Raw genomic sequence first — 22,482 nt, forward strand, 5'->3', positions numbered from 1 at the left:
TGTCATAAGACAGCGGGTGGGATTTAATTTTATATCAGCTTACGTTCATCGCAGAACTCACATTCAAGGAGTGTTTCATCCCTGCTGAATCTGAAACTCTTTGGCAGGTATGCCTCGTGATTTGTTATACATTTCGGATTATCGCATTTAACATTCGGATAAACCTTTCCTTTAAGAGTCTCAAAAGACTTCTTTTCACTGAGCATAGTCATTATAAGAGCCATTCTTGCAAATACTCCGTATTTAGCCTGAGTGAAGTACATTGCGCGCGGATCATCATCCACGTCAACTGTTATTTCGTCCACTCTTGGAAGCGGATGCATTACGATCATATCTTTACGTGCCATAGACATCTTGCGCTTGTCAAGTACGTATGTATTTTTCTGTGCAAGGTAATCCTCAGTACTTGCAAATCTCTCCTGCTGAATTCTTGTCATGTAAAGTACATCGAGTTTGCCGATAACTTCTTCGATTGTGTCAGCTTCTTCAAATGAAGAGCCGTTTGCCTTGATTATGTCCTTGATGTATGCGGGCATACGAAGTTCGGGAGTTGAGATGAAAATGAAATGATTGTTTTCAAACATGCTGAGTGCCTTGCAGAGTGAATGAACTGTTCTTCCGTTGATAAGATCGCCGCACATTCCTACGGTAAGTCCGCTGAGTGATTTTTTCTCTATTTTAAGAGTAAGAAGGTCAGTAAGCGTCTGAGTAGGATGAAGATGTCCGCCGTCTCCAGCGTTGATAACCGAACAATCAGCAGTCAGCGATGCAGCTTTTGCAGCTCCAGCTATCGGATGTCTGATAACGAGTATATCAGCATAGTTACTTACAATTTTTGTCGTATCTTTTATTGTTTCACCCTTTGAAACTGATGAGTTTGCAGGATTGTCGAATCCTATTATCTGGCCGCCAAGACGTATCATTGCTGTCTGGAAAGACATCTGAGTACGAGTTGAAGGTTCGTAGAATAGCGTAGCCATTACCTTGCCGTCGCATTTATGAGCGTATGCTGCAGGATCGTTTTTTATCTGTTCGCCAAGCTCCACCACTTTCTGCCACCATGAAACGGGATAATCATTCAAGTCAATAAGATGCTGGTACTCTGACTGCATAAATTTAGACCTCCATATTATTAATTATATAATCGGCTTACAGTATTTTGCTGCCGTTTATTATCATTTCAAACTGAACACCAAGGAACTCCGAAGCTCTGCGGCAAAGGAGCATACGGTTCATAAATATCTCAAAATACTCAAGAACAGAGGAGATCTCTGTATCGATCTGAAGATCAAGTATAATGGATGTTTTTTTCTCGTTGAAGTAGACTTTGGATACTTCAACGGCGTAGTTAACTCTATCGTGGATATCGAAGGTGAGCAGGTCTGTATTTCTTACTCTGCTTCTGCGAACATCAGTCTTATCCCCTATTATCAGGGCTGCTGATATAGGATCAAGGGGCTGACCTGTTCCTTCGTCATGGTTTCCGATAGCGGAAATGATAGAGCATATCTCACTTGCGGGCATGTGCAGATTATCAAGAAGTCTGAAAGCCATTACTGCGCCGCTCTGTGCATGGTCTATTCTGTTGATAACGTTTCCGATATCGTGCATTATAGATGCTATACGTGCAAGCTCGACTGTTCTTTCGTCGAAGCCGAGCGATTCAAGTATGAGCGCAGATGTAGCTGCAACTCTTTCCACATGTGCAAATGAGTGTTCTGTATATCCCAATGCTTCGAGCGCCTTGTCGGCACGACGGATATACTCCATTATATCGGGATTCTGTTTGATGTACTTATAGGTTACAATACTTGCCATAGATCCTCCTCTGTCAAATCATATCAATAAGCTCCGTTATTCTCGAAATACACTTTGTACCATACAAGGAAAATGAAAACTGTCCAGATCTTACGGCTGTTATCAGCTTTTCCGTTTTTGTGGTCATCAAGCAGACGGATCAGCGGTTCTTTATTGAAGAACTGTCCTGAGCTTTCACTTTCAAATGTATTTTTTACCAGTGAATAGTATTTGTCCTCTTTGAGCCATACCCTTATGGGTACGGGGAAACCGAGCTTTTTCTTTGCAGCAGTCTTTGCAGTCTGTTCGGGAGTATCCTTTTTAGCTGCAAGACGCATTGCATATTTGGTTATATATTTTGTTTCTTCTGTGCCCTCAGAGTGTGTTACTCTGTACTTAGTCGGGATTTTCTCTGCAAGAGCCATTACCTCTTTGTCAAGGAATGGAACACGGAGTTCAAGTGAATTTGCCATGCTCATTTTATCAGCTTTGAGCAGTATATCCCCTGCCATCCACATATGCAGGTCGAGATACTGCATTTTAGTAACGTCGTCCATGCTCTTTACACGGTCGAAATAACGCTTTGTAAGCTGCTGGGGAGCAGGTGCTGATGTAGTGATTTTAAGCAGTTCCTTGCGCTGTTCGGGAGTGAACATATATGCGTTGCCGATGAAGCGCTCTTCCACATCCTTTCCTTTTCTTACGAAGAAGTTTACTCCCCTTCTTGCAGGCAGTTTAGCAGCTATCTTACCAATACCTCGCTTGATCGTGCGTGGAAGACGGTCGTATGCAGTACCATCAGGATCGCTGTAGACGTTATATCCGCCGAAGATCTCATCAGCACCTTCACCGGAAAGGACAACTTTTAGCTTATCTGATGCTATATTGCATACAAAATACAGTGCTACAGCTGAAGGATCAGCGAGCGGTTCATCCATATGATACTGTATCATGGGGATGCTTTCCCAGTATTCTTCTGGAGAAATGACCTTGCTGGTATTTTCTTTTCCGATAGCTTTTGAGAAATTCTTTGCCCAGCCTATCTCATTGTACTTTTCGTCCTTGCCGAATCCGACCGTAAAAGTCTTATCCACATCTGCAATAGCTGCAACATAGCTTGAATCAACTCCGCTTGAAAGGAATGAACCTACTTCAACGTCCGCTATCTTGTGAGCTGCTACTGAATCGTGGAAAACATCGGATATCTTATTCACCCACTGATCGAGTGAAGGTTCTCCGTCGGCACTGAAATGAACGTCCCAGTAGCGCTTGATCGTCATGTGTCCGTCCTTAAGCTTGAAATAATGGGCAGGCATAAGCTTGTAAACGTTCTTGAAAAAAGTCTCTTCTGTAGGAGAATACTGGAAAGTGAGATAGTTTTCAAGTGCCGTGGTATTAAGTTCTTTTACAAAAGCCGGATGAGCAAGAAAGCTCTTTATTTCAGAGCCGAACATGAAAGTTTTGCCCATACATGCGTAATACATAGGTTTTATGCCAAAAAAGTCCCTTGCACCGAAAAGTTCCTTGTTATTTTTATCCCAGATCACAAATGAAAACATTCCTCTGAGCTTTTCAAGAAGCTTCTCGCCGTATTCCTCATACCCGTGTATCAGGACCTCGGTATCGGTATTGGTTTTGAAAATATGACCGGCGTTGATGAGTTCCTCTCTGATCTCACGGTAATTATAGATCTCACCGTTGAATACGATGACCTTTGAGCCGTCCTCATTGAAAATAGGCTGGTCACCGCTTGAACTAACGTCAATGATGCTGAGTCTTCGGTGTCCGAGTGATATGTCGCTGTCAATGTACTTACCTTCCGCATCGGGACCGCGGTGTTTTATCCTGTCCATCATCGCTTCGATGACGGCATCGGGATCGTCTACGGTGTTAGTAAATCCAACTATTCCGCACATCAGTTTATTACCTCCAAATTAAAAATAGAAACAATATCATCCGACTGCACGCCATTGTACCTTCGGACAGAGAATAATATCTCTGAACCATTATACACCATTCCGCTGTATTTTGCAACAAAATAATCCCAATTTTCATGATTTAATAATTTTTTCAATAATTTTGCAATTTACTACTTGAAAACAATATGCAATAATGTTATAATAAATGTGTATTTCTATTTATACAGGAGATTGATCATGAATAATAATTATACACAAACAATCAATGACATCGTTAATGAAGTCAAAAAAGCAGTTATCGGCAAGGATGCTATCATAATCAAGACCTTGCTCACTATTCTCTGCCGCGGACATATCCTTATTGAGGATATCCCCGGAGTTGGTAAGACTACACTTGCACTTGCTTTTTCAAAAGCACTTTCACTTGAACATAACCGTATGCAGTTTACACCCGATGTCCTCCCTTCGGACGTTACAGGCTTTTCTGTCTACAACAAGGCTACAAATTCATTTGAATTCAGACCGGGCGTTGCTTTTTGTAACCTTTTTCTTGCTGACGAGATAAACCGTACATCCAGCAAGACTCAGTCTGCACTTCTTGAACTTATGGAGGAAAAGAGTATTACTGTAGACGGCGTTACATATAAGCTCCCCGAGCCGTATACAGTTATAGCTACCCAGAACCCTATCGGCTCTGCAGGTACTCATAATCTGCCAGATTCTCAGCTGGACCGTTTCATGATAAAGCTTAGCATGGGATATCCGGATTTTGAGGACGAGGTATCTATTCTCAGGACAAAATTTAACTCAGCTCCCCTTGAATCGATAAATGCAGTAGCTGATTCATCGGTTATTACCGAATTACAGGACTATATTGCCAATATTTATGTGGATGAAAGAATATATGAATATATGGTTTCTCTTTCTGCCGCTACAAGAAATCATCCCATGCTGAAACTCGGAGTCAGCCCCAGAGGTACTCTTGCACTTATGCAGATATCTAAAGGTATCGCCGCAGCTATGGGACGTAATTATGTTATCCCGGACGATGTTCTGTATATCTGCAATGATGTCTTTGAGCACAGAATAATGCTGAATTCCAAAGCTAAAATGGCTGAAACTACTGCTACAGATATCATTAATGACATACTGAAGACCGTTCAGGCGCCGCGCATCAGTGCAAAATAAGGTAAGGCCATGCTTGCAATAAAGATTCTATTTGCTATAATTATCCTCGTATGTGTTATTTTCTATATCATGTATCTTGGGGATTTTGCTCTTGTATTGCTTATCATTATGATAGCACTTCCCATAATCATGTTCATATCTACGCTTATAACCAAGAACATGATCTCTGTTAATTTTGCGGTAAGTCAGGATACAGCAGTCAAGAATCAGGATTTTCCTGTACGTATAAAGATCAATAACAGAAGTATTCTTCCTGTCGGCAAGGCAGAGGCACATATCGAGTATTATAATGTTTTCAATAACCAGATAAACAGCTTTGAACTGTATATGCCAATACAAGCGAGAAACAGTCAGAGCGTTACATTCCAGCTTCAGTCGAAATACTGCGGTATAATCAATATAAGGTGCGCTTACATCTATATTTTTGATCCGCTCAGACTTTTCAAATTCAAAGTCGGCAAAAACATCTGCACGGATATTGCGATCCTTCCTGAATGCCGGGAAATATCCGGTACTGTCAGATTTTCGGACAGAGTGAACGAGGAAAGCGAGAAGTTCTCTGAATACAAACCCGGCGATGATCCTTCCGAAGTATTCGACCTGAGAGGCTATATCCCCGGAGATAAACTGAACCGCATCCATTGGAAGCTTAGTTCAAAAAAGGATGAGTTTATTGTTAAGGATTACAGTCTCCCTGTAGATATCCCATCGGTTATTTTCCTTAATCTGAAATGCTATGATGACTCGAAGTACACATTGCCTGTTTTTGATACACTTGTCGAGTCATTCATATCTGTATCACAGTTCCTTATTGACAATGAACGTTCACATACAGTCGTGTTCTTCAACGGAAAAGCGGGCTGCTTCATGGAGTATACCATAGATAGTCCCGAAGCGCTTTCCAAAGTTACGAGAACTCTTATTTTCTCAGTCAACGATAATCTTTTCTGTGATCCTCCGGAAGCTTACCTTTTGGATAATACGGATGTTGAATTCTCATCCTTCACTTTTGTTACTTCTCAGCCGGATAACGATATTATCGGTAAGATAGATGATTCGGTAAATGCTGAGCTGAAAAATGTTATTATAGTTGTTAAATCACCTCGTGAAGCAGAAGCACTTAATGCATCGTATCCCGAAACAGAGATCTACCCTGTTCTTTTAGGCAGGATAACTGCTTCAATAAAAGAAATTGAGCTGTAATAAGCATAAGGATATAATATGAAAAAAAGTAAAAAAATATCTTCTGTCAATACAAACGGAATAAATATATGTGACAGTATAGTTATGTCTGTAAAGAAACGGCGTGTTAATCTGAGACAGCTTGAATCCGTAGGTATCGCTCTTACGGGATTTGTTTCGGTAATAATGGCATTTCTTTCTATGTTTGACTTCAATTATGACAGACCTTCCATTATATTTGCGGCTGTTATTTTTTCACTGATCTACATTTTTCTGTCTCTGGTCGGAAAAAAAGCAGTCTGGCTGATAATTGCTTCGGTAGTAGGTTTTACGGTATTCGCCTATAAGGTCATCGATACACTTGCCCTTGGCTATAAATACGTTTATAATGTTATATATCACAAAGCCTTTCTTACCGATATCAATTACTATAAGTTCCTGAAACCCGAACTTGAAGAACAGGCGACCACAGCTTTCTTCATAATGTGTATCTGGCTTCTTGCTGTGGTGATATACTACTTTACTATATGTCACCCGAATCCAATACTTCCTATTGTTACTACCTTCCCAGTCATTGAGATAGGACTCTATAACGGTATTGAGCTTCCTGTATTCTGGGGAGTCCTTGTGGTCGCTTACTGGCTTGCGCTCTTTGCTATGTCAACGATCGACCTGGGAGAATACTCTGGCGGAAGCGGCGGATTCGTCCGAAAGGACAATCTTTTCTTCCCGAAACGTCAGATGAGACTAAAGGTAACGGAAGCCTGCGGCGTATTTGTTATTCTGAGCGTTCTGGTAGTTTCGGTCATTTCTTCTGCTGTTATGGCTGCAACACACTACAAGAGAAGCGATGAGCTTAACAGAAAGCGTGTTGATATTCGCGATGCGGTAACATCTTTCTCGCTTTCAAATCTTGCAGACAGCATCTCGGCAGTTACCAGCGCATTTGGTTTCACATTCAAATACGAGGATCATAAACTCGGAAATGTGGATCATCTTAAGTATAAAAATACTATTGACCTTACCGTAAATGTAGACAAACCTTATGGTTCAGCAATATATCTTAAGGACTATACAGGTTCGGTTTATGGTAATAATGAGTGGAATTCCCTTGATGATTCCGTTTACGATCAGGAAATATTCAAAGATTTTAAGGATCACGAAATGTATCCTCAGTTATTCCCAGGAATTATCAATACGAGCATGACCTCTCCTGTTAATTTTAATACCAGATTTACTGACGATGGAACTGTTATAGTAGATTCACAAGGTTCATCCGATAATAATGTGGCTATAGATATAAAATCTGAAATGCGCGGAAACCGCAGCTTTACGCCTTATGGTGTTTTACCGGCAGAAGGATATGAATACGATAATGATCTTAACCTGAAATCTCAGAAAAACGACGACTGGTATTCTTACTTTTTCTGCGGTATGGATACTGAAGCCATTGGCTATTTCTTTGACAATAATACGAGAAATGTTATCAATGCGGACGATCTTAACCCTGAGACAAGTCAGGAAATAATCAATCTTGCAAAAAAATATGATCTCATAAGCTATGATAACTATATAACTATTGATCTTCCCTTCACATCTTCTGCTTCTTCCCTCATTAATCGCCCTGCTATGCTGCTTACAGAGATTCTTCAGATCAGATACAGAGATTTCGTTTATGAGAATTACCTTCAGCTGCCGAATGATAACAACATGTCGGAAATACGAACTGCTTATTCCGAACTTCTCAGTATTGCTTCAGACGCTAAAACTCCTGCCGCTAAGCTCGAAGTTCTTACAGCAATAAGAGAAAAAATGGCATCTGAGGTTTCTTACTCGCTCTACCCGGGAAAAACGCCTTCAAACCGTGATTTCGTAAACTATTTCCTGCTTGAGAATAAAAAAGGATTCTGTATGCATTATGCAACTTCGGGAGTTGTTCTTGCAAGAATGGCAGGAATTCCTGCAAGATATGCTACAGGTTACATAGTTGTCGGTGATGACTTCAATGACTCGAATCGTAATGATGACGGTTCATATACTATAGAACTGCATGATAACAGAAGCCATGCCTGGACTGAGATATACATTGACGGTTATGGTTGGGTACCATTCGAGTTTACGGCAGGTTATTCAAGTCAGACTATAGATACATCACCTTCAACATCTACAACAGAACCTTCTACAGAAACTACTGTAACTGCTGCAACACAGGAAACCACAGAAGCTGCTGAAACTCAGGAAAAGTCTGAAAACTCAAATAATACAGGCGAGAAAAAGAATAACACAGTTACTTCCGTTGTTACAACAACTAAAGCCGCAGGTCTCGTAAAGCCGGGTTCAGGCAAGGATTCGCATGAGGGTACTCTTGTCCTTGGCAAAATTCAGATTTTATTAATGCTTATTGGGCTTCTTCTATTTGTAATTGCTGCTGTATTTATCCGAAGGAAAGCTATTCTTTACTTCAGAAATAAACATTTTACAACAGGTACAAACGAGAATAAACTTGCATACTTGTATGAGTATACCGAGCAGCTTCTCAATAACCTCGATATAAGCAAAGACCATCAGAGTTACATTGATTTTGCCAATGATGTCGAAAAGTGGTTCGGAGGCGTCTATTTCGAAGAAGGCGAATTTTCAAACTTCGTAAGCACTGCTCTTGATTCTGAATTCGGAAATATTACTCCTTCAGATGATGATATCAACAAAGCAAAAACAATTTCAGAACGTATAGCAATTAAGTCATATAATCGCTCCAACATAATCAAAAAATTCATTATGAAATTCATATCCGTATTGATTTAGGAGGCATAGTATGTCGTTGTTTAAAGCCAATACACTTTCTAAAGGAATTATGCTTATGATTACAGGATTGATCGTGGCGTTTTTTCCGGGAGTTATCTCGAAAATGTTTTATCTTATAGGTATCATGATAATCCTGTTCTGTGCTTTTCGTATGGTAGTCAGCCTTATCGAAGGCGGTTCGCTGTCTGTTACGCTTATCAATTCATTTGGTGTGCTTATAGGAGCTATCGTTATTTTCCTTCCGGCTGTAGTAAAGATAGGAGTTCCGCTGATAACAGCTATTATTCTTGGTTTTGCAGGTGTCGAAAGACTGTTTATTGCTTCTGAACTTAAAAACCGCGGAAGCTCATATGCAAGCAAAGTAGTTATCGGCATGCTGCTGATAATAGCTGCCATGGTAATGTTCTTCCATCCTTTCAGAACAAGCAATGTTATAAGGATAGCGATCGGACTCGTTATAGTGGCTATCGGTTCGTGTAATCTTTTCATGGACCTTTATAACAACAAACCCGAGAAGAACACTATAGTTGATATCGAAAACTATTCCATAAGAGAAGATGACCATTTTCTTGAATAGCAAACGCCCCTTTGGTAACATCAGAAACCAAAGGGGCGTTTTTTCACTTCTTTTTCTTAAACATTCTTGAAATTGAATACATACCTATTACTGCTATAACTCCGGCACTGATCGTAACCGTATACGCTGCGAAGTCATTCTCATTATCTCCGTGTACAACTATCTGTGTATCGGATCGGGAATCCGATGTTTTATTGTTTTTATAACTATAAAACAGTGCGGCGCAGTTCAGCAGGATTATAACAGTCATGATTATTTTTACTGCTTTCTTCATCCTTCTTATCCCTCCACGACTCTATTATATCACTTATCCTTAAACTAATCTTAAAAAAGACATATAAATATAGGTAATGTACTGATTTTTTTCAAAGGCTTGAATTTTTGGAATATATGTGTTAGAATATGTATGACTATTTTTTATCAATCGGAGAGATCATAATGAGTAAATTCAGAAAACAGCATATGTCCGTCCATTGGCATGAGATCGTTGATTCGGAAAGATCCGAACCTGCTGTTAAAGCATCGCTTAAGGAAAAAGCTACCCTTGTCGGCAGAGTCGGACTGATGATGCTTTCAGTAGGAACAGGTGCCTGGAGAGTTCGCGCTTCTATGAACAAGATCGCAAGAGCACTGAATATAGGGTGTAATGCTGATATAGGCCTTCTTACAATCGAATACACCTGTATCGAAAACGGAGAGACCTATACCAACGCTTTGTCTATTAATACTACCGGCGTGAATACTGATAAACTTGCCGCACTTGAATCCTTTGCCGACGGCTTTGCTGAACGTGCAGGAAAGTATTCTGTCGAGCAATTCCACATGATACTGGACAAGTTTCAGACCATGCCTGCTAATTACAGTGCGTTGAACCTTGGACTTGCTTCTGCACTTGCGTGTTGTGCTTTTACATTTTTGCTGGGCGGCGGTCCGATAGAAATGATATGTGCTTTTTTAGGTGCAGGAATGGGAAATTTTATTCGTAAACTATTGCTTCAGCGCCATATAACATTGCTTGCCAATGTTGCTGTGGGAGTTGCATCAGCTTGCTGCACATATATCCTGTCAATAAAGTTAGCTGAATTATTCTTCGGAGTATCAGATGTTCATCAGGCAGGCTATATATGTTCGATGCTGTTCGTTATACCCGGATTTCCGCTGATCACGGGAGGTATTGACCTTTCAAAGCTCGATCTTCGCTCAGGTCTTGAACGTATCACATATGCACTCCTTATAATCGGCATGGCAACTATGACGGGGTGGCTTACGGCTACTATTTTCAAATTTGCTCCTGCCGACTTCGATCCGATGAGCATCTCCCCTGCTTTGCATTGTGTTCTGAGACTGATAACAAGTTTCTGCGGTGTTTACGGCTTCTCGCTTATGTTCAACAGTCCTCGTAAGATAGCGGCTACAGCAGGAATCATCGGAATGATAGCTAATACGCTGAGACTTGAACTCATCGACTTTCTCGGACTTCATGCAGGACTTGCAGCGTTTATAGGTGCGCTTTGTGCCGGACTTATGGCAACAGCAGTAAAGAAAAAAATAGGCTGGCCGAGAATTACACTCACAGTTCCTTCAATTGTTATAATGGTACCGGGAATGTTCATGTACAAGGGCATATACTACTTTGCTCAGAATAATATCAACGATGGCGCAATGTGGATCACAAAGGCAATATTGATCGTTATCGCACTTCCTCTCGGTCTTATCTTTGCACGAATATTTACAGATAACAATTTCAGAAAAAGCAGTTGATGAATATAAAACAACAGCGGCACTCTTAATGAGTACCGCTGTTGTTTTGATGGAAATGGAATTAACAGATTGAAGATTTCAGAAAGTTGGGGCAATACCGCACAAAGACCGCCCTTGTCTTTGTAGTGAAACGCTCGCATAATTCCCCGTACAATTAATGTGCGGCATCGCCAAAATAAAATTAAGTTCCGTCCTATCCCTTTGCTGTCATTTTATATATCATGTTTTCCCTCTCACTATATTAAACGTATGAAACTCAGAAAACTCTCACATAATTTTAGAAAAAATTGACTTTTTTTTTTTAATGTAGTATAATCATAAAAAAGAGATGTTTATGTGAGAGTTTTTGCTCTTGAAAACGTTTAATAATATGGAGGGAATTTATCATTCCTTCGGAAAGGAGCAGAGGATGGATAACGGTGCAGCAAGCTACCATCGTTTCCTTGCCGGAGATAAAGAAGGTATGGTCGAGCTGATCCGTGATTATAAGGACGGTCTGACTCTTTATCTTAACAGCTTCGTCAATAACATAAGTATTGCTGAAGAGCTTATGGAAGATACTTTCGTTAAACTTGTAGTTAAAAAACCAAAGTATCAGGAAAAAAGTTCGTTCAAGACATGGCTTTATACCGTCGGGCGCAATGTGGCTCTCGACTTTTTACGAAAAAGTTCAAAGGATCCTTCGTTGTCAATAGATGAAATGTATAATGTCGCCGACAATGAAGACGTTGAAAGTGATTACATAAAAACAGAACAGAATATCACTCTTCACCGTGCAATGCAAAAGCTGAATCCTGAGTATAAACAAGTTCTTTATCTTGTTTATTTTGAGAATTTTGATAATGCAGAGGCCGCCGAGGTCATGCATAAGAATAGAAGACAGATAGAAAATCTGATATACAGAGCGAAAAAAGCTCTGAAAACTGAATTGGAAAGGGAGGGATTTGTGTATGAAGGATTATAGAGACGTAGCTGAAAGTGTCTTCAGAAAAAGCGAGATCATCCTTGAAGCTAAAGCTAAACGCATGCACAAGATCCGTAATGTCTCTATCGCCGCTTCAGGTATGTGTGCTGCCGCTATAGTAGCAGTCGGCGTTATAAAGAATAATCAGATAAATTCAAGTATGGGCAAAAGTCAGATAGACAGCATGGTATCAAATTCTGTTATCGATGAAACACAGGCATCGGAACCAGTATCGACAGAAGCAGTTCAGACAACTGCAATTGAAGAAACTACTAAAAAACCAAAGAAAACAAAAACTACTGCGGCTGTAACAACAGAAGCAGTTGAGACTAAGACCACAGCAGAGAGAATACAGGCACCACCGCCTGCGATCTCTCCGTCAAGGCCTTCTGAGGCTACTTCATCACCTTCGGTTAAGCCTCAGCAGCAGGCTTCTCCGTCTGTAGAGGAAAAAACAGAACCTCCTGTTGTTCAGCAAGATAAACCTGCGGTTGTGACTGCTCCGCCTGTTGTAACGGAAAAGCCTGAAACTACAGTTATCGCACGCACGACAACACCTGTAAAGACTACATCAACTTCTAAAACAACAAAAACAACCGCCAAGACTGTTACCACAACAAAGAAAACTCAGGTGACTACTTCCAGAAAGACTACAGTATCTCCTACACTTCCTCCCAAGACTTCTAAACCAATAACGACCACAACTTCGGTTGAATGGACTAAGCTTCCGATTCAGCTAAGGTTTGAGAAGTTTGACGTAATAGAAGGTTCACTTGATAATCCGTCAAGGGTAACAACTTATCACACATGTGACACTGTTATTTCTAAGAACAAAATACAGTCGCTTCTTGTCTCGGGATTCTTCCATACTCAGGATCCGTTTACGGGAGAAGAAGAGAAGCATGGTGCTTCTGCGTACATTATCAAAAATGTTGATCGCTATGATCAGCTTGCTGTAAAATTCGACGGTGATGATGATTATTACCTCTATGAAAATAGGGGTGAATCAGAGGAAATAAAAACCGATCTGAAGCCTTTGACCATCGAAAACATGATCGACGATCTGCATCTTCGTGAAAAAATGGTCGTTACAGGAGAAGCAGTTATCCATGATAAGAAAGAAAAGACTGTTCATGGTATAGAAGCTCCTTTTGTATGGCAGATTCTTACAAATGAGGCGAAACTGCCTAATATCATCAGCGAAGTAAATGATATTGATGTTTATGTTGAATTTAAGGTACAGATAGCACCTTCTTCCAACGAATATATGATCGGTGTCTCGAAAGACGGCTATGTTTATACTGATATAGTTGCGAATGGCGCTGTATTCAATATCGGTCAGGAACAGGCAGATGACATAATCGATGCAGTTCTTGAAAAATAATCTTAAGCCGCAGGTACGTGTTGTACTTGCGGCTTTTGTGCATTATTACTAAAGTTGCTTGCTTTTAGAGATTAAATATTTACGTCGATTTTTGAAGATTTTTTGGCATAATTGCCTAAAATATGGTATAATTATTATATATGTGCGACTTTTTTAATTCCATATTATTAAGGCAGGTGAATTTATGAGTAATAATGAATTTTTCGAGATCGCTGTTTTAGTTTCAGGTATAGACGAAGAATATCAGAACAGTATCATTGATGGTATCGTCGAATGTGCAAAGGATAATGACGTTAATATCTCAGTTTTTTCTTCTTTTGGCGGAGTTCTTTCAGATAAAAAATATGATACAGGCGAATATAATATCTATGAACTTATCAATTATGATAAATTTGACGGACTGATTCTTCTTACAAATACTATCGCTAATACGAAAGTCAGAGCAGAGCTTATAAAAAAAGCTGAAAAATCTGCTCTTCCAGCAGCTATCCTTGACTGCGACGAGCATCCTGTTTTTACCAATATTTCTATTGATAACTGTTCCGCAATGCGTGAGATAGTCAAGCATGTAATAGCTATTCATGATGCTAAGACCATTAATTACATTTCAGGGCCTCTTGCTAATTCTGAAGCCCAAGACCGATTTGACGCTTTCGTTCAGGTTATGGAAGAATTCGGACTCGATGTTGACGAAGACAGGATCTACTATGGCGATTTTCGTGCCATTGACGGAAAAAATGCTATCGATAAAATGATAAGATCAGGACAGAAAATTCCTGACGCCGTTATATGTGCCAACGATGCTATGGCTCTTGCCGCAGTTGCTGAACTTGAAAGGTACGGGTACAATGTCCCGGAACATGTTATAGTGACCGGCTTCGATGATACATATAATGCAAAGCACCATTTTCCTTCAATTACAACAGTTTCTCGTCCGCTTCATAATGCAGGCTATCAGGCTTGTGAAACTGTTATAGGTAAAATAGAAGGAACTTCTTCTGAAAGTAACATTGTACTCGAAGCTATGCCCGTTTACAGGGAAAGCTGCGGATGTAAGAGTGAATTCTCTGAGAATCTACCGAATTACAAGAAAAGCGTGTATAAGACTCTCAATCGCATAAATAATGATATTTCAATGATAAACCATATCACAAGAGAGCTTGCGGAAGCCTCTTCACCCGAAGAATGCTATAATACCATAAACGCTTTTATCGATACTCTCAATTGTGACAGGTTCAGCCTTTGTCTGTGTTCTGACTGGAACAGAGCCTACAGGAAGGATCTTGACGGATGTTCCGAGGACGATTATCAGATAAATGGCTACGCTCCCATAATGAGCGCTCCGCTTATATGGGATAAAGGTTCCGTAACAAGTATCAGTTCATTCAGAAGTGCAGATATGTTTCCGATACTTAATTCTACAGGCGGAAATGTAAATTATTTCCTTCCTCTGCATTATTGCGACCGCTGTATCGGTTACTATATCATCACAAACAGTGATTTTCCTACGCACAGTCCCCTTTGTCATTCTTTCATGATGAGTATAAGCAACTCTCTTGAAAACGTCAGGAAGATCGATGCGTTAAACAGTGCTATCAGCGAGCTGGACCGACTTTTTACAATGGATCCTCTTTGCAACATATATAACAGAAACGGTTTTATACGTCTTGCAGATAAGATGCTTGCCGAAAGCATTGAAAATGATACAAGTATTCTTATTTCGTTCATTGATATGGACGGTCTGAAAATGATAAATGACAATTTTGGTCACAAAGAAGGTGATTTTGCACTCCAAACCCTTGCTGCTGTGATCAGTAAATGCTGCAACAACGATAAGATATGCGCTCGTTTCGGCGGTGATGAATTCATTGTTTTTGGTGTGAATTCAAACGAAAAGGAAATACGTGACTTTGAAAGCGATTTCAATCTTAACATCAAGCAAACAAATATGCTTATACAAAAGCCTTACGAGCTTGGTGCGAGCATAGGAACGATAGTTACAAAGGCTGATTCCGAAAGTAAGCTTTTCCAGCTCATTTCCAGGGCTGATGAACTGATGTATGAAAAGAAAAAGAAGAAGAAAACGTCACGTTATCTTAGAAAAGAATAGTGAAGAATAGAAAAATATATCCACAGGAGGATAAATAATGACAGCTAATATCCCTGATATCTTTGCAAGTAATGTTTTTAACGAGGAGGTTATGAAGGCACGTCTCCCCAAAAACGTGTATAAAAATTATAAGCGTACCATTCAGCAGCGTGAACCACTGGATATGACTACAGCTGATTTTATTGCAAATGCAATAAAAGACTGGGCTATTGAAAAAGGCGCCACACATTACACTCACTGGTTCCAGCCTATGACAGGTTCTACTGCTGAAAAGCATGACTCATTTATAAGTGTTGGTGCAAATGGTACAGCTATAATGGAATTTTCGGGAAAGGCACTCGTAAAAGGCGAACCTGATGCTTCTTCTTTCCCGTCGGGAGGTCTTAGGCGAACCGACTCAGCAAGAGGATATACAGCTTGGGATCCGACTTCTTATTGCTTCGTGAAGGAGGGAAGCCTTTACATCCCGACAGTTTTCGTTTCATATACAGGTGAGATCCTTGATAAAAAGACTCCCCTGCTGCGTTCTATGGACGCACTCAGTACAACAGCAGTAAGATTTCTTAAGCTTTTTGGCAATGAACGTGTTACAAGAGTTACCTCTACCGTTGGTGCTGAACAGGAGTATTTTCTTATAGATAAGGCAATGTTCGATCAGCGTGAGGATCTTATTCTCACGGGAAGAACTCTCTTTGGTGCAAAGCCTCCTAAGGGACAGGAACTTGATGACCAGTACTTTGCTAATCTCAAGCCAAGAATTGCTGCTTATATGGCTGAACTGGATGAAGAACTCTGGAAACTCGGAATTTACTCAAAGACAAAGCATAACGAGGTCGCTCCCGCACAGCACGAAATGGCTCCTATTTTCACAACGTCAAACCTCGGTACAGATCAGAATGAGCTTGCAATGGAAGTGATGGAAAAAGTTGCTCTTCGTCACGGTCTTGTTTGTCTGCTTCACGAAAAGCCTTTTGAAGGTGTAAATGGTTCTGGTAAGCACAATAACTGGTCAATGTCTACCGATGACGGGCAGAATCTCCTTGACCCGGGTGATACCCCTATGGAGAACCTGCAGTTTCTTACTATACTCTGCGCTCTTATCAAGGGCGTTGATGAATATGCCGATCTTATGAGACTATCAGCGGCTTCTGCAGGAAATGATCACAGGCTCGGAGCGGATGAAGCTCCTCCTGCAATCATTTCTATGTTCCTCGGCGAAGAACTTGAAGCTGTTCTTAAGGCTATAGAGAATGATGAAGCTTATAAAACACAGTCCAGCACATTTGAGATAGGAGTTAATGCACTCCCCTCCTTCCCAAAGGATTCTACAGACAGAAACAGAACCTCACCATTTGCGTTTACAGGTAACCGTTTTGAATTCCGCATGGTAGGTTCATCAGATAATATTGCTTGTCCGAACGCTCTGCTTAATACTATAGTAGCTGAAGAACTTTCGCAGTTTATTGAAAGACTTGAACCATTCAAGGGAAGCAACGGATTTGAAAACGAAGTCAAAAAGCTTCTTAAAGAAGTAATTAAAGAGCATAGCCGTATTATTTTCAATGGTGACGGATATTCCGCAGAGTGGATAAAGGAAGCCGAAAAACGTGGACTTCCGAATTATCCTTCTACGGTTGACTGTATGCCGCATTATACAGATGAGAAGAACCTCAGAATATTCAGAAAATTCGGTATTTATAACAGGAACGAACTTACTGCACGTACCGAGATACACCTTGAAAAGTACAGTAAGACTATCAGGATCGAAGCAAGAACTATGGTCGAAATGGCAAGAAAACAGCTTCTTCCTGCAACTCTGGACTATATCAGCAAGCTTTGTGCATCTATTGCAAATAAGTCGCAGATTGGCTTTACATCTCGTACCGAAACGAGTATGGCTGAAAAACTCAACGAACTTGCAGATAAATTCTATGATTCGATCCAGCGTCTTGAAGAAAGAGTTAATAAAGCCTGTCTCGTTGAAGGAGCACGTCAGCAGGCTGAATTCTTCCACGATTATGTTCTTGCTGAAATGGATATAATGCGTGAGATAGCCGATGAGATCGAGCTTATCATGCCGCGCACAGAATGGCCGATACCCACTTATTCTGAAATGATTTACAACGTATAAATTAAAAAACGGAGCATTTGCTCCGTTTTTCTTTTATGAAAGATCATCAATGATTTTTTCAAGTACAGGTTTATCCTGTTCATAGGTCTTTTCCATTTCCTCCTGCTTCGCATAAAGCAGACGTGCAGGCTGTCTTATTGCGATAAACCAGTCATCTTCTTCGTTATATTCAGCGCCTATCTTACTGAAGAAATCTGTACCTGTGAGTTTAAAGTAGTACTTGTCGATCCGTTCATTATCAGGGAAAAGATCAGTCAGATCCACAAATACGTCTTCCGGATTTATCATTTTGCTGATCTGATTGTTTCCTATTACTATAACTGCATTTCCCGATTGCATTTCAGCTGTCAGTTTTGTATCTACGCCATTTACGTAATTCTTTTGCGGTTCATCGGAATACGGTATATAACATACCGAAACGAGTACCTCGCCGTTACCATTAATATCCTCGGCGAAAGATTCAATATATTTTTCGAGTCCTTCCGAATCTTCGCCAATAGACGGACACTCCCCCAGGAAAAGCACTGTCATATCGGGACGAGGTTTGGATACAAGGCTGTAAACAAGATATGAAGCTATAAATACCCCTGCACATGCAATAATAAGCCACCATTTGTTGTGATAGAAAAAGTTGCTTATCTTTTTGGGAAAACTGAGCTTTATCTCTTCTTCCTCTTCTTCGTGGATAGTTTCACTTTCTTCTATAATACCCTGTTTAAGGCGTATGAGTTCCTTTTTTTCTTCAAGGAGTCGGCGTTCTTTAGCTTCTTTTTTTTCTTTTTCAGCTTGTTCGTATTTTTTCTGTATCTCAAGCTCTTTCTGTTCTTCAGCTTCAAGACGCTGTTGCTTTTCTTCTTTTATATTCTGAAATACGCTCTTTGAAATATGCAGCTTCTCGTTTTTGGTATCTTTTTTATTATTATCGCTCATGTTTCCTCCTAAAAATACAGGCGGACTGTATCATGTCCGCCTTATTTGTTACTTAGATATTTCGAGAACTTCAAATTCAAGCTCGCCAACAGGTGCATCAACAATAAAAGTATCTCCAACCTTTTTCTTCATGGCTGCCTTACCGATCGGTGACTCATCGGAGATAAGTCCGTTTTTAACATCAACATGGTTAGTACCAACGATAGTGAATGTTTCGATCTTTTCAGTACCTACGCGTCTGATCTTGATGATCGAACTCATACCGATCTCATCAACAGAGATATTAGAATCCTCAATGATTTCTGCGTTGTCTATTGTGTACTGAAGTTCAGCGATCTGAGCTTCGAGGATAGCCTGTTCGTTTTTAGCTTCATCGTACTCAGCGTTTTCTGAAAGGTCTCCGTAAGAACGTGCAACCTTCAGACGTTCTGCAACTTCTTTTCGTTTATTGATCTTAAGATCGTCAAGCTCCTGTACAAGCTTTTCGTAGCTTGCTCTGGACATCTGCTTTGCCATAAAAAACAACTCCTTCAAAACTTAAAGAAATGTGGTGCGCATATCTGTTATATTACATCGAAATTGCGCTCCCCGAACGCAGTTCGGAGCAATAACCGCCTAAAGGAGGTTATTGAGTTTACATTAATTATAATATATATTCTTTGAAAAGTCAATACGTTGATCACTCGAATGAATCAAGATCCATTTCATTGAGCAGATCCTTAAGATTTGCCAGATCATCAGCAGTAAGGGTAACACCCTTGCCCATTCTTGAGTGATCCGGTGACCATTCGCGTATATCATACTTTGGTTCATGTTCATTCCAGCTTACCATGTTAAGCTCTTTAGTCCATCCTTTTGCGTTTTCTGAGAGAACACCTATCTTTTCTGTTATCTCAAATTTTAATTCTGCCATTTAAATAACTCCCTTCTATAGTCTGCACATATCAGCAAACTATCATATTCTATTATTTTATCACAAAAATCTTTGTTTGTCTATACCCAATTTATTTAATTAAAGCATCAACTGGTTTGAATCTCCAAGCTCTTTGGCTGGTTTTCCCGCAGCAGGAACGCTTTTTGCACGGTATTTCTGGAGTTCTTCAAGATTTTCTTCTGTTACTATCTCAGCAGATGACAGTAATGCCTTTTTCCTGAGTGTAATAACCTGAACTCCCTGCGAATCTCTTGTGGATTTCGGAAGTATCATACCTGTATTGAACAATAGTGCATGACCGCTTGATGTTCGGAGAAGAATATCACATTCCTCATTCACAAATATCGCCGCTACAAGAGGAGATTTCTCGGAATATGCCTTTGAAAGCTTCTTGCGGTTGGTTTTCGTCTCATAAGACTTCATGGGAATCTTTGCTGCCTTACCGTTTTCAAAGAAGAAAATGACATAGCCACTGTAATCAATAGTCGGAACTACTGTTTTAAGTCCCTCTCCGTCATCAAATGAGAGCTTTGCAGGGATATAGTCACCCATAACACTTGCTTTAGAATCCTCGAAAGAGCTTACGCGGCTCTTGTAAGCCTGTGCCTTATCGGAGAAGAAGATGAGTTCGGTCTTATTTGTGGACTCGAAGGACTGACTGATATAGTCCCCTTCTTTGAGCTTCTGCTCATTGCTCATTCTAAGGGATTGTGGAGTTATCTTCTTGAAGTATCCGCTGTCTGAAACAAAGATATTTACAGGATAATCAGGTGTATCGTCTGTTTCCTCTTCTTCCTCAACATCTGATTGATAGAAGAACATAGTCTTACGAGGCTTTGAGTAGTTCTTTATAACATCCTGAAGCTCATTGATAATAATCTTTCTGATCTTCTTTTTGTCACGGAGAATATCCTCCATTTCTTCGATGTCTTTCCTGAGAGTATCAACTTCCTCAACCCTGCGGAGAATGTACTGCTTATTTATGTTACGGAGTTTTATCTCTGCAACGAATTCAGCCTGTACCTCGTCGATACCAAAGCCGATCATAAGGTTAGGTACAACATCCGCTTCGTTCTCGGTCTCGCGGATTATCCTGATAGCCTTGTCGATATCCAGAAGTATCTTTGAGAGTGCTTCGAGAAGGTGGAGCTTTTCTTTCTTCTTCTGAAGATCGAAATAGGTTCTTCTCTGTATACACTCCTCGCGGAATGCTGTCCACTCGATGAGTATCTCTCTTACTCCCATAACCTTAGGTGTGCCTGCAATAAGTATGTTGAAGTTACACGGATAACTATCCTGTAAAGGAGTAAGCCTGTAAAGCTTCTGCATGAGCTTATCAGGATCTGTACCCTTCTTTACATCAATAGCGATCTTAAGACCATCGATATCGGTCTCATCACGTATATATGACACTTCGCGTATCTTTCCTGTCTTTACAAGATCGATTATCTTATCGATGATGGCTTCAACGGTTGTTGTATACGGTATCTCGGTAATTTCGATACATCTTGCCGCCTGGTCATAGCTATACTTAGAACGTACCTTGATACTTCCCCTGCCTGTTTCATAGACTTTATTAAGCTCAGTTTCATCATAGAGCATTAGTCCGCCGCCGGGGAAATCAGGTCCTTTAAGTGTACTGAGAATATCATGGTTGCTGTCCTTCATCAGTGCAATGGTTGTCTCGCAGACCTCCTGCAGATTGAAGGGGCAGACATTACTTGCCATTGATACGGCAATTCCTGTATTCGAGTTTACAAGTACCGTAGGGAAGGTTGCAGGAAGAAGTGTGGGTTCCTGCATGGTATTATCGTAGTTTGGTACAAAATCAACTGTATCGTGGTCTATATCACGGAAAAGCTCGTTGCAAATCTTTTCAAGCTTTACTTCTGTGTATCGTGGTGCGGCAAAGTGCATCTTACTTGAATACTGCTTACCGAAGTTTCCCTTGCTGTCGATATATGGATGAAGCAGTGCCTCGTTTCCTCTGGTCATACGTACAAGAGTCTCGTAAATAGCCTGATCTCCGTGAGGATTCAGCTTCATGGTCTCACCGACTACGTTTGCGGACTTTGAACGCTCTTTATCAGGTGAGAGCAGTCCCCTCTTGTACATCATATACAGCAGTTTGCGGTGAGATGGCTTGAATCCGTCTATTTCAGGAAGAGCACGGGAAACTATAACGCTCATTGCGTAAGGCATATAGTTTGTCTTAAGTGTATCGGTTATTCGCTGATTAACGATACTTCCCGAGCCTTCGATATATGCTTCATGTTTGAATACTGCTTTCTTCTTTGGAGGTTCTTTTTTTCTTGGCATTCTAATTCTCCTTTTAAAGAAATTAAAGTTGTTTTGTCATATAGTCATAGCAAAGCTTATCTCCGTTATCACAGTCTATAATGTGATATGATACGGAGATATAGCCGTTTTTCAGATAGATTTCCTTAGCTGATAACGAAGCGCTTAACTCTGCGCTTTTATACTCATTGCTTATTTTCAATTCGGCAAACTGCATCAGTAAACGTCCGAAACCTTTCCCCTGATGTTCAGGCAGAACGAACAGACGGTTTATCTCGTTTCCGTTTATTGTAGCTGTTCCAGCAGGTTCACCGTTCTCTGTTTCAGCTATGTATACATCTCCTGATCTGATATCCTTGATGATATTGTTGATGCTGTGGTGAGAAAGGAAAAAATCTACAGCTCCCTTGGGATAATAGTGAGGATATATACTGCTGATAGTTGTATGAGTTATCATCCGTACTGTCTCGGCGTCGGACAGAATTGCATTTCTGATCTTCAT

The 22,482-nt window shown here is 40.4% G+C and carries 18 protein-coding genes; 9 read left to right on the forward strand and 9 right to left on the reverse strand.

What is annotated here, in order from left to right; all coding sequences use genetic code 11:
* Positions 1–29: 29 nt before the first annotated feature.
* The 3 genes from pyrB to asnB are packed head-to-tail and all read right to left on the reverse strand — an operon-like array spanning position 30 to position 3,713.
* Positions 30–1,112 carry an aspartate carbamoyltransferase gene (pyrB, locus tag BT127_RS06625; protein WP_075424246.1) on the reverse strand — a complete coding sequence of 361 codons (1,083 nt, stop codon included), beginning with the start codon at positions 1,110–1,112 and terminating at the stop codon, positions 30–32.
* 37 nt (positions 1,113–1,149) lie between these two features.
* Positions 1,150–1,818: an HD domain-containing protein gene (locus BT127_RS06630; protein WP_075424247.1), complete on the reverse strand. Its 669-nt coding sequence runs from the start codon at positions 1,816–1,818 to the stop codon at positions 1,150–1,152.
* Between the two features lie 23 nt (positions 1,819–1,841).
* Complete coding sequence (asnB, locus tag BT127_RS06635; protein WP_075424248.1) at positions 1,842–3,713, reverse strand: asparagine synthase (glutamine-hydrolyzing); 1,872 nt, start codon at positions 3,711–3,713, stop codon at positions 1,842–1,844.
* Between the two features lie 240 nt (positions 3,714–3,953).
* Here asnB and BT127_RS06640 point away from each other — a divergent pair, with 240 nt between their 5' ends.
* From BT127_RS06640 to BT127_RS06655, 4 genes are read left to right on the forward strand one after another with little or no spacing between them, the layout of a single operon-like run.
* A complete protein-coding gene (locus BT127_RS06640; protein WP_075424249.1) occupies positions 3,954–4,904 on the forward strand; it encodes an AAA family ATPase in 951 nt (316 codons plus the stop codon).
* Between the two features lie 9 nt (positions 4,905–4,913).
* Complete coding sequence (locus tag BT127_RS06645; protein ID WP_075424250.1) at positions 4,914–6,107, forward strand: DUF58 domain-containing protein; 1,194 nt, start codon at positions 4,914–4,916, stop codon at positions 6,105–6,107.
* A gap of 18 nt (positions 6,108–6,125) precedes the next feature.
* The gene (locus BT127_RS06650) at positions 6,126–8,891 is read left to right on the forward strand and encodes a transglutaminase-like domain-containing protein (RefSeq protein ID WP_075424251.1); all 2,766 of its coding nucleotides are present in this window, start codon (positions 6,126–6,128) and stop codon (positions 8,889–8,891) included.
* Positions 8,892–8,901: 10 nt separating this feature from the next.
* Entirely contained in the window at positions 8,902–9,468 is a 567-nt protein-coding gene (locus BT127_RS06655; RefSeq protein ID WP_075424252.1) for a hypothetical protein, read from the forward strand.
* 43 nt (positions 9,469–9,511) lie between these two features.
* Here BT127_RS06655 and BT127_RS06660 read toward each other — a convergent pair whose 3' ends face one another.
* Positions 9,512–9,742, reverse strand: coding sequence for a hypothetical protein (locus BT127_RS06660; protein ID WP_075424253.1), 231 nt, complete (start codon positions 9,740–9,742; stop codon positions 9,512–9,514).
* A gap of 164 nt (positions 9,743–9,906) precedes the next feature.
* Here BT127_RS06660 and BT127_RS06665 point away from each other — a divergent pair, with 164 nt between their 5' ends.
* The 5 genes from BT127_RS06665 to BT127_RS06685 all read left to right on the forward strand — a co-directional run bounded on the left by BT127_RS06665 (position 9,907) and on the right by BT127_RS06685 (position 17,818).
* On the forward strand, positions 9,907–11,229 hold the full coding sequence (locus BT127_RS06665) for a threonine/serine exporter family protein (protein ID WP_075424254.1): 1,323 nt from the start codon (positions 9,907–9,909) through the stop codon (positions 11,227–11,229).
* A gap of 409 nt (positions 11,230–11,638) precedes the next feature.
* Complete coding sequence (locus BT127_RS06670; RefSeq protein WP_075424255.1) at positions 11,639–12,193, forward strand: RNA polymerase sigma factor; 555 nt, start codon at positions 11,639–11,641, stop codon at positions 12,191–12,193.
* Positions 12,180–13,577, forward strand: coding sequence for a hypothetical protein (locus BT127_RS06675; protein ID WP_075424256.1), 1,398 nt, complete (start codon positions 12,180–12,182; stop codon positions 13,575–13,577). Before BT127_RS06670 ends, BT127_RS06675 begins: the two co-directional genes overlap by 14 nt.
* A 184-nt stretch (positions 13,578–13,761) precedes the next feature.
* Positions 13,762–15,687 (forward strand): GGDEF domain-containing protein, encoded by a 1,926-nt coding sequence (locus tag BT127_RS06680; RefSeq protein WP_075424257.1) that lies wholly within the window; start codon positions 13,762–13,764, stop codon positions 15,685–15,687.
* 37 nt (positions 15,688–15,724) lie between these two features.
* The gene (locus BT127_RS06685; protein ID WP_075424258.1) at positions 15,725–17,818 is read left to right on the forward strand and encodes a glutamine synthetase III family protein; all 2,094 of its coding nucleotides are present in this window, start codon (positions 15,725–15,727) and stop codon (positions 17,816–17,818) included.
* 33 nt (positions 17,819–17,851) lie between these two features.
* Here the strand turns inward: BT127_RS06685 and BT127_RS16760 are convergent, their stop codons facing one another.
* The 5 genes from BT127_RS16760 to BT127_RS06715 all read right to left on the reverse strand — a co-directional run bounded on the left by BT127_RS16760 (position 17,852) and on the right by BT127_RS06715 (position 22,482).
* The gene (locus BT127_RS16760) at positions 17,852–18,748 is read right to left on the reverse strand and encodes an FHA domain-containing protein (protein ID WP_082334934.1); all 897 of its coding nucleotides are present in this window, start codon (positions 18,746–18,748) and stop codon (positions 17,852–17,854) included.
* Positions 18,749–18,796: 48 nt separating this feature from the next.
* Complete coding sequence (greA, locus tag BT127_RS06700) at positions 18,797–19,264, reverse strand: transcription elongation factor GreA (RefSeq protein ID WP_075424260.1); 468 nt, start codon at positions 19,262–19,264, stop codon at positions 18,797–18,799.
* Between the two features lie 163 nt (positions 19,265–19,427).
* Positions 19,428–19,661 (reverse strand): YdbC family protein, encoded by a 234-nt coding sequence (locus BT127_RS06705; protein WP_075424261.1) that lies wholly within the window; start codon positions 19,659–19,661, stop codon positions 19,428–19,430.
* A gap of 99 nt (positions 19,662–19,760) precedes the next feature.
* Complete coding sequence (locus BT127_RS06710; protein ID WP_075424262.1) at positions 19,761–22,001, reverse strand: DNA gyrase subunit A; 2,241 nt, start codon at positions 21,999–22,001, stop codon at positions 19,761–19,763.
* Between the two features lie 22 nt (positions 22,002–22,023).
* Positions 22,024–22,482 carry a GNAT family N-acetyltransferase gene (locus BT127_RS06715; RefSeq protein WP_075424263.1) on the reverse strand — a complete coding sequence of 153 codons (459 nt, stop codon included), beginning with the start codon at positions 22,480–22,482 and terminating at the stop codon, positions 22,024–22,026.

Source organism: Ruminococcus sp. XPD3002, assembly GCA_900119535.1.
GTDB classification, from domain to species: Bacteria; Bacillota; Clostridia; order Oscillospirales; family Ruminococcaceae; genus Ruminococcus; species Ruminococcus flavefaciens_H.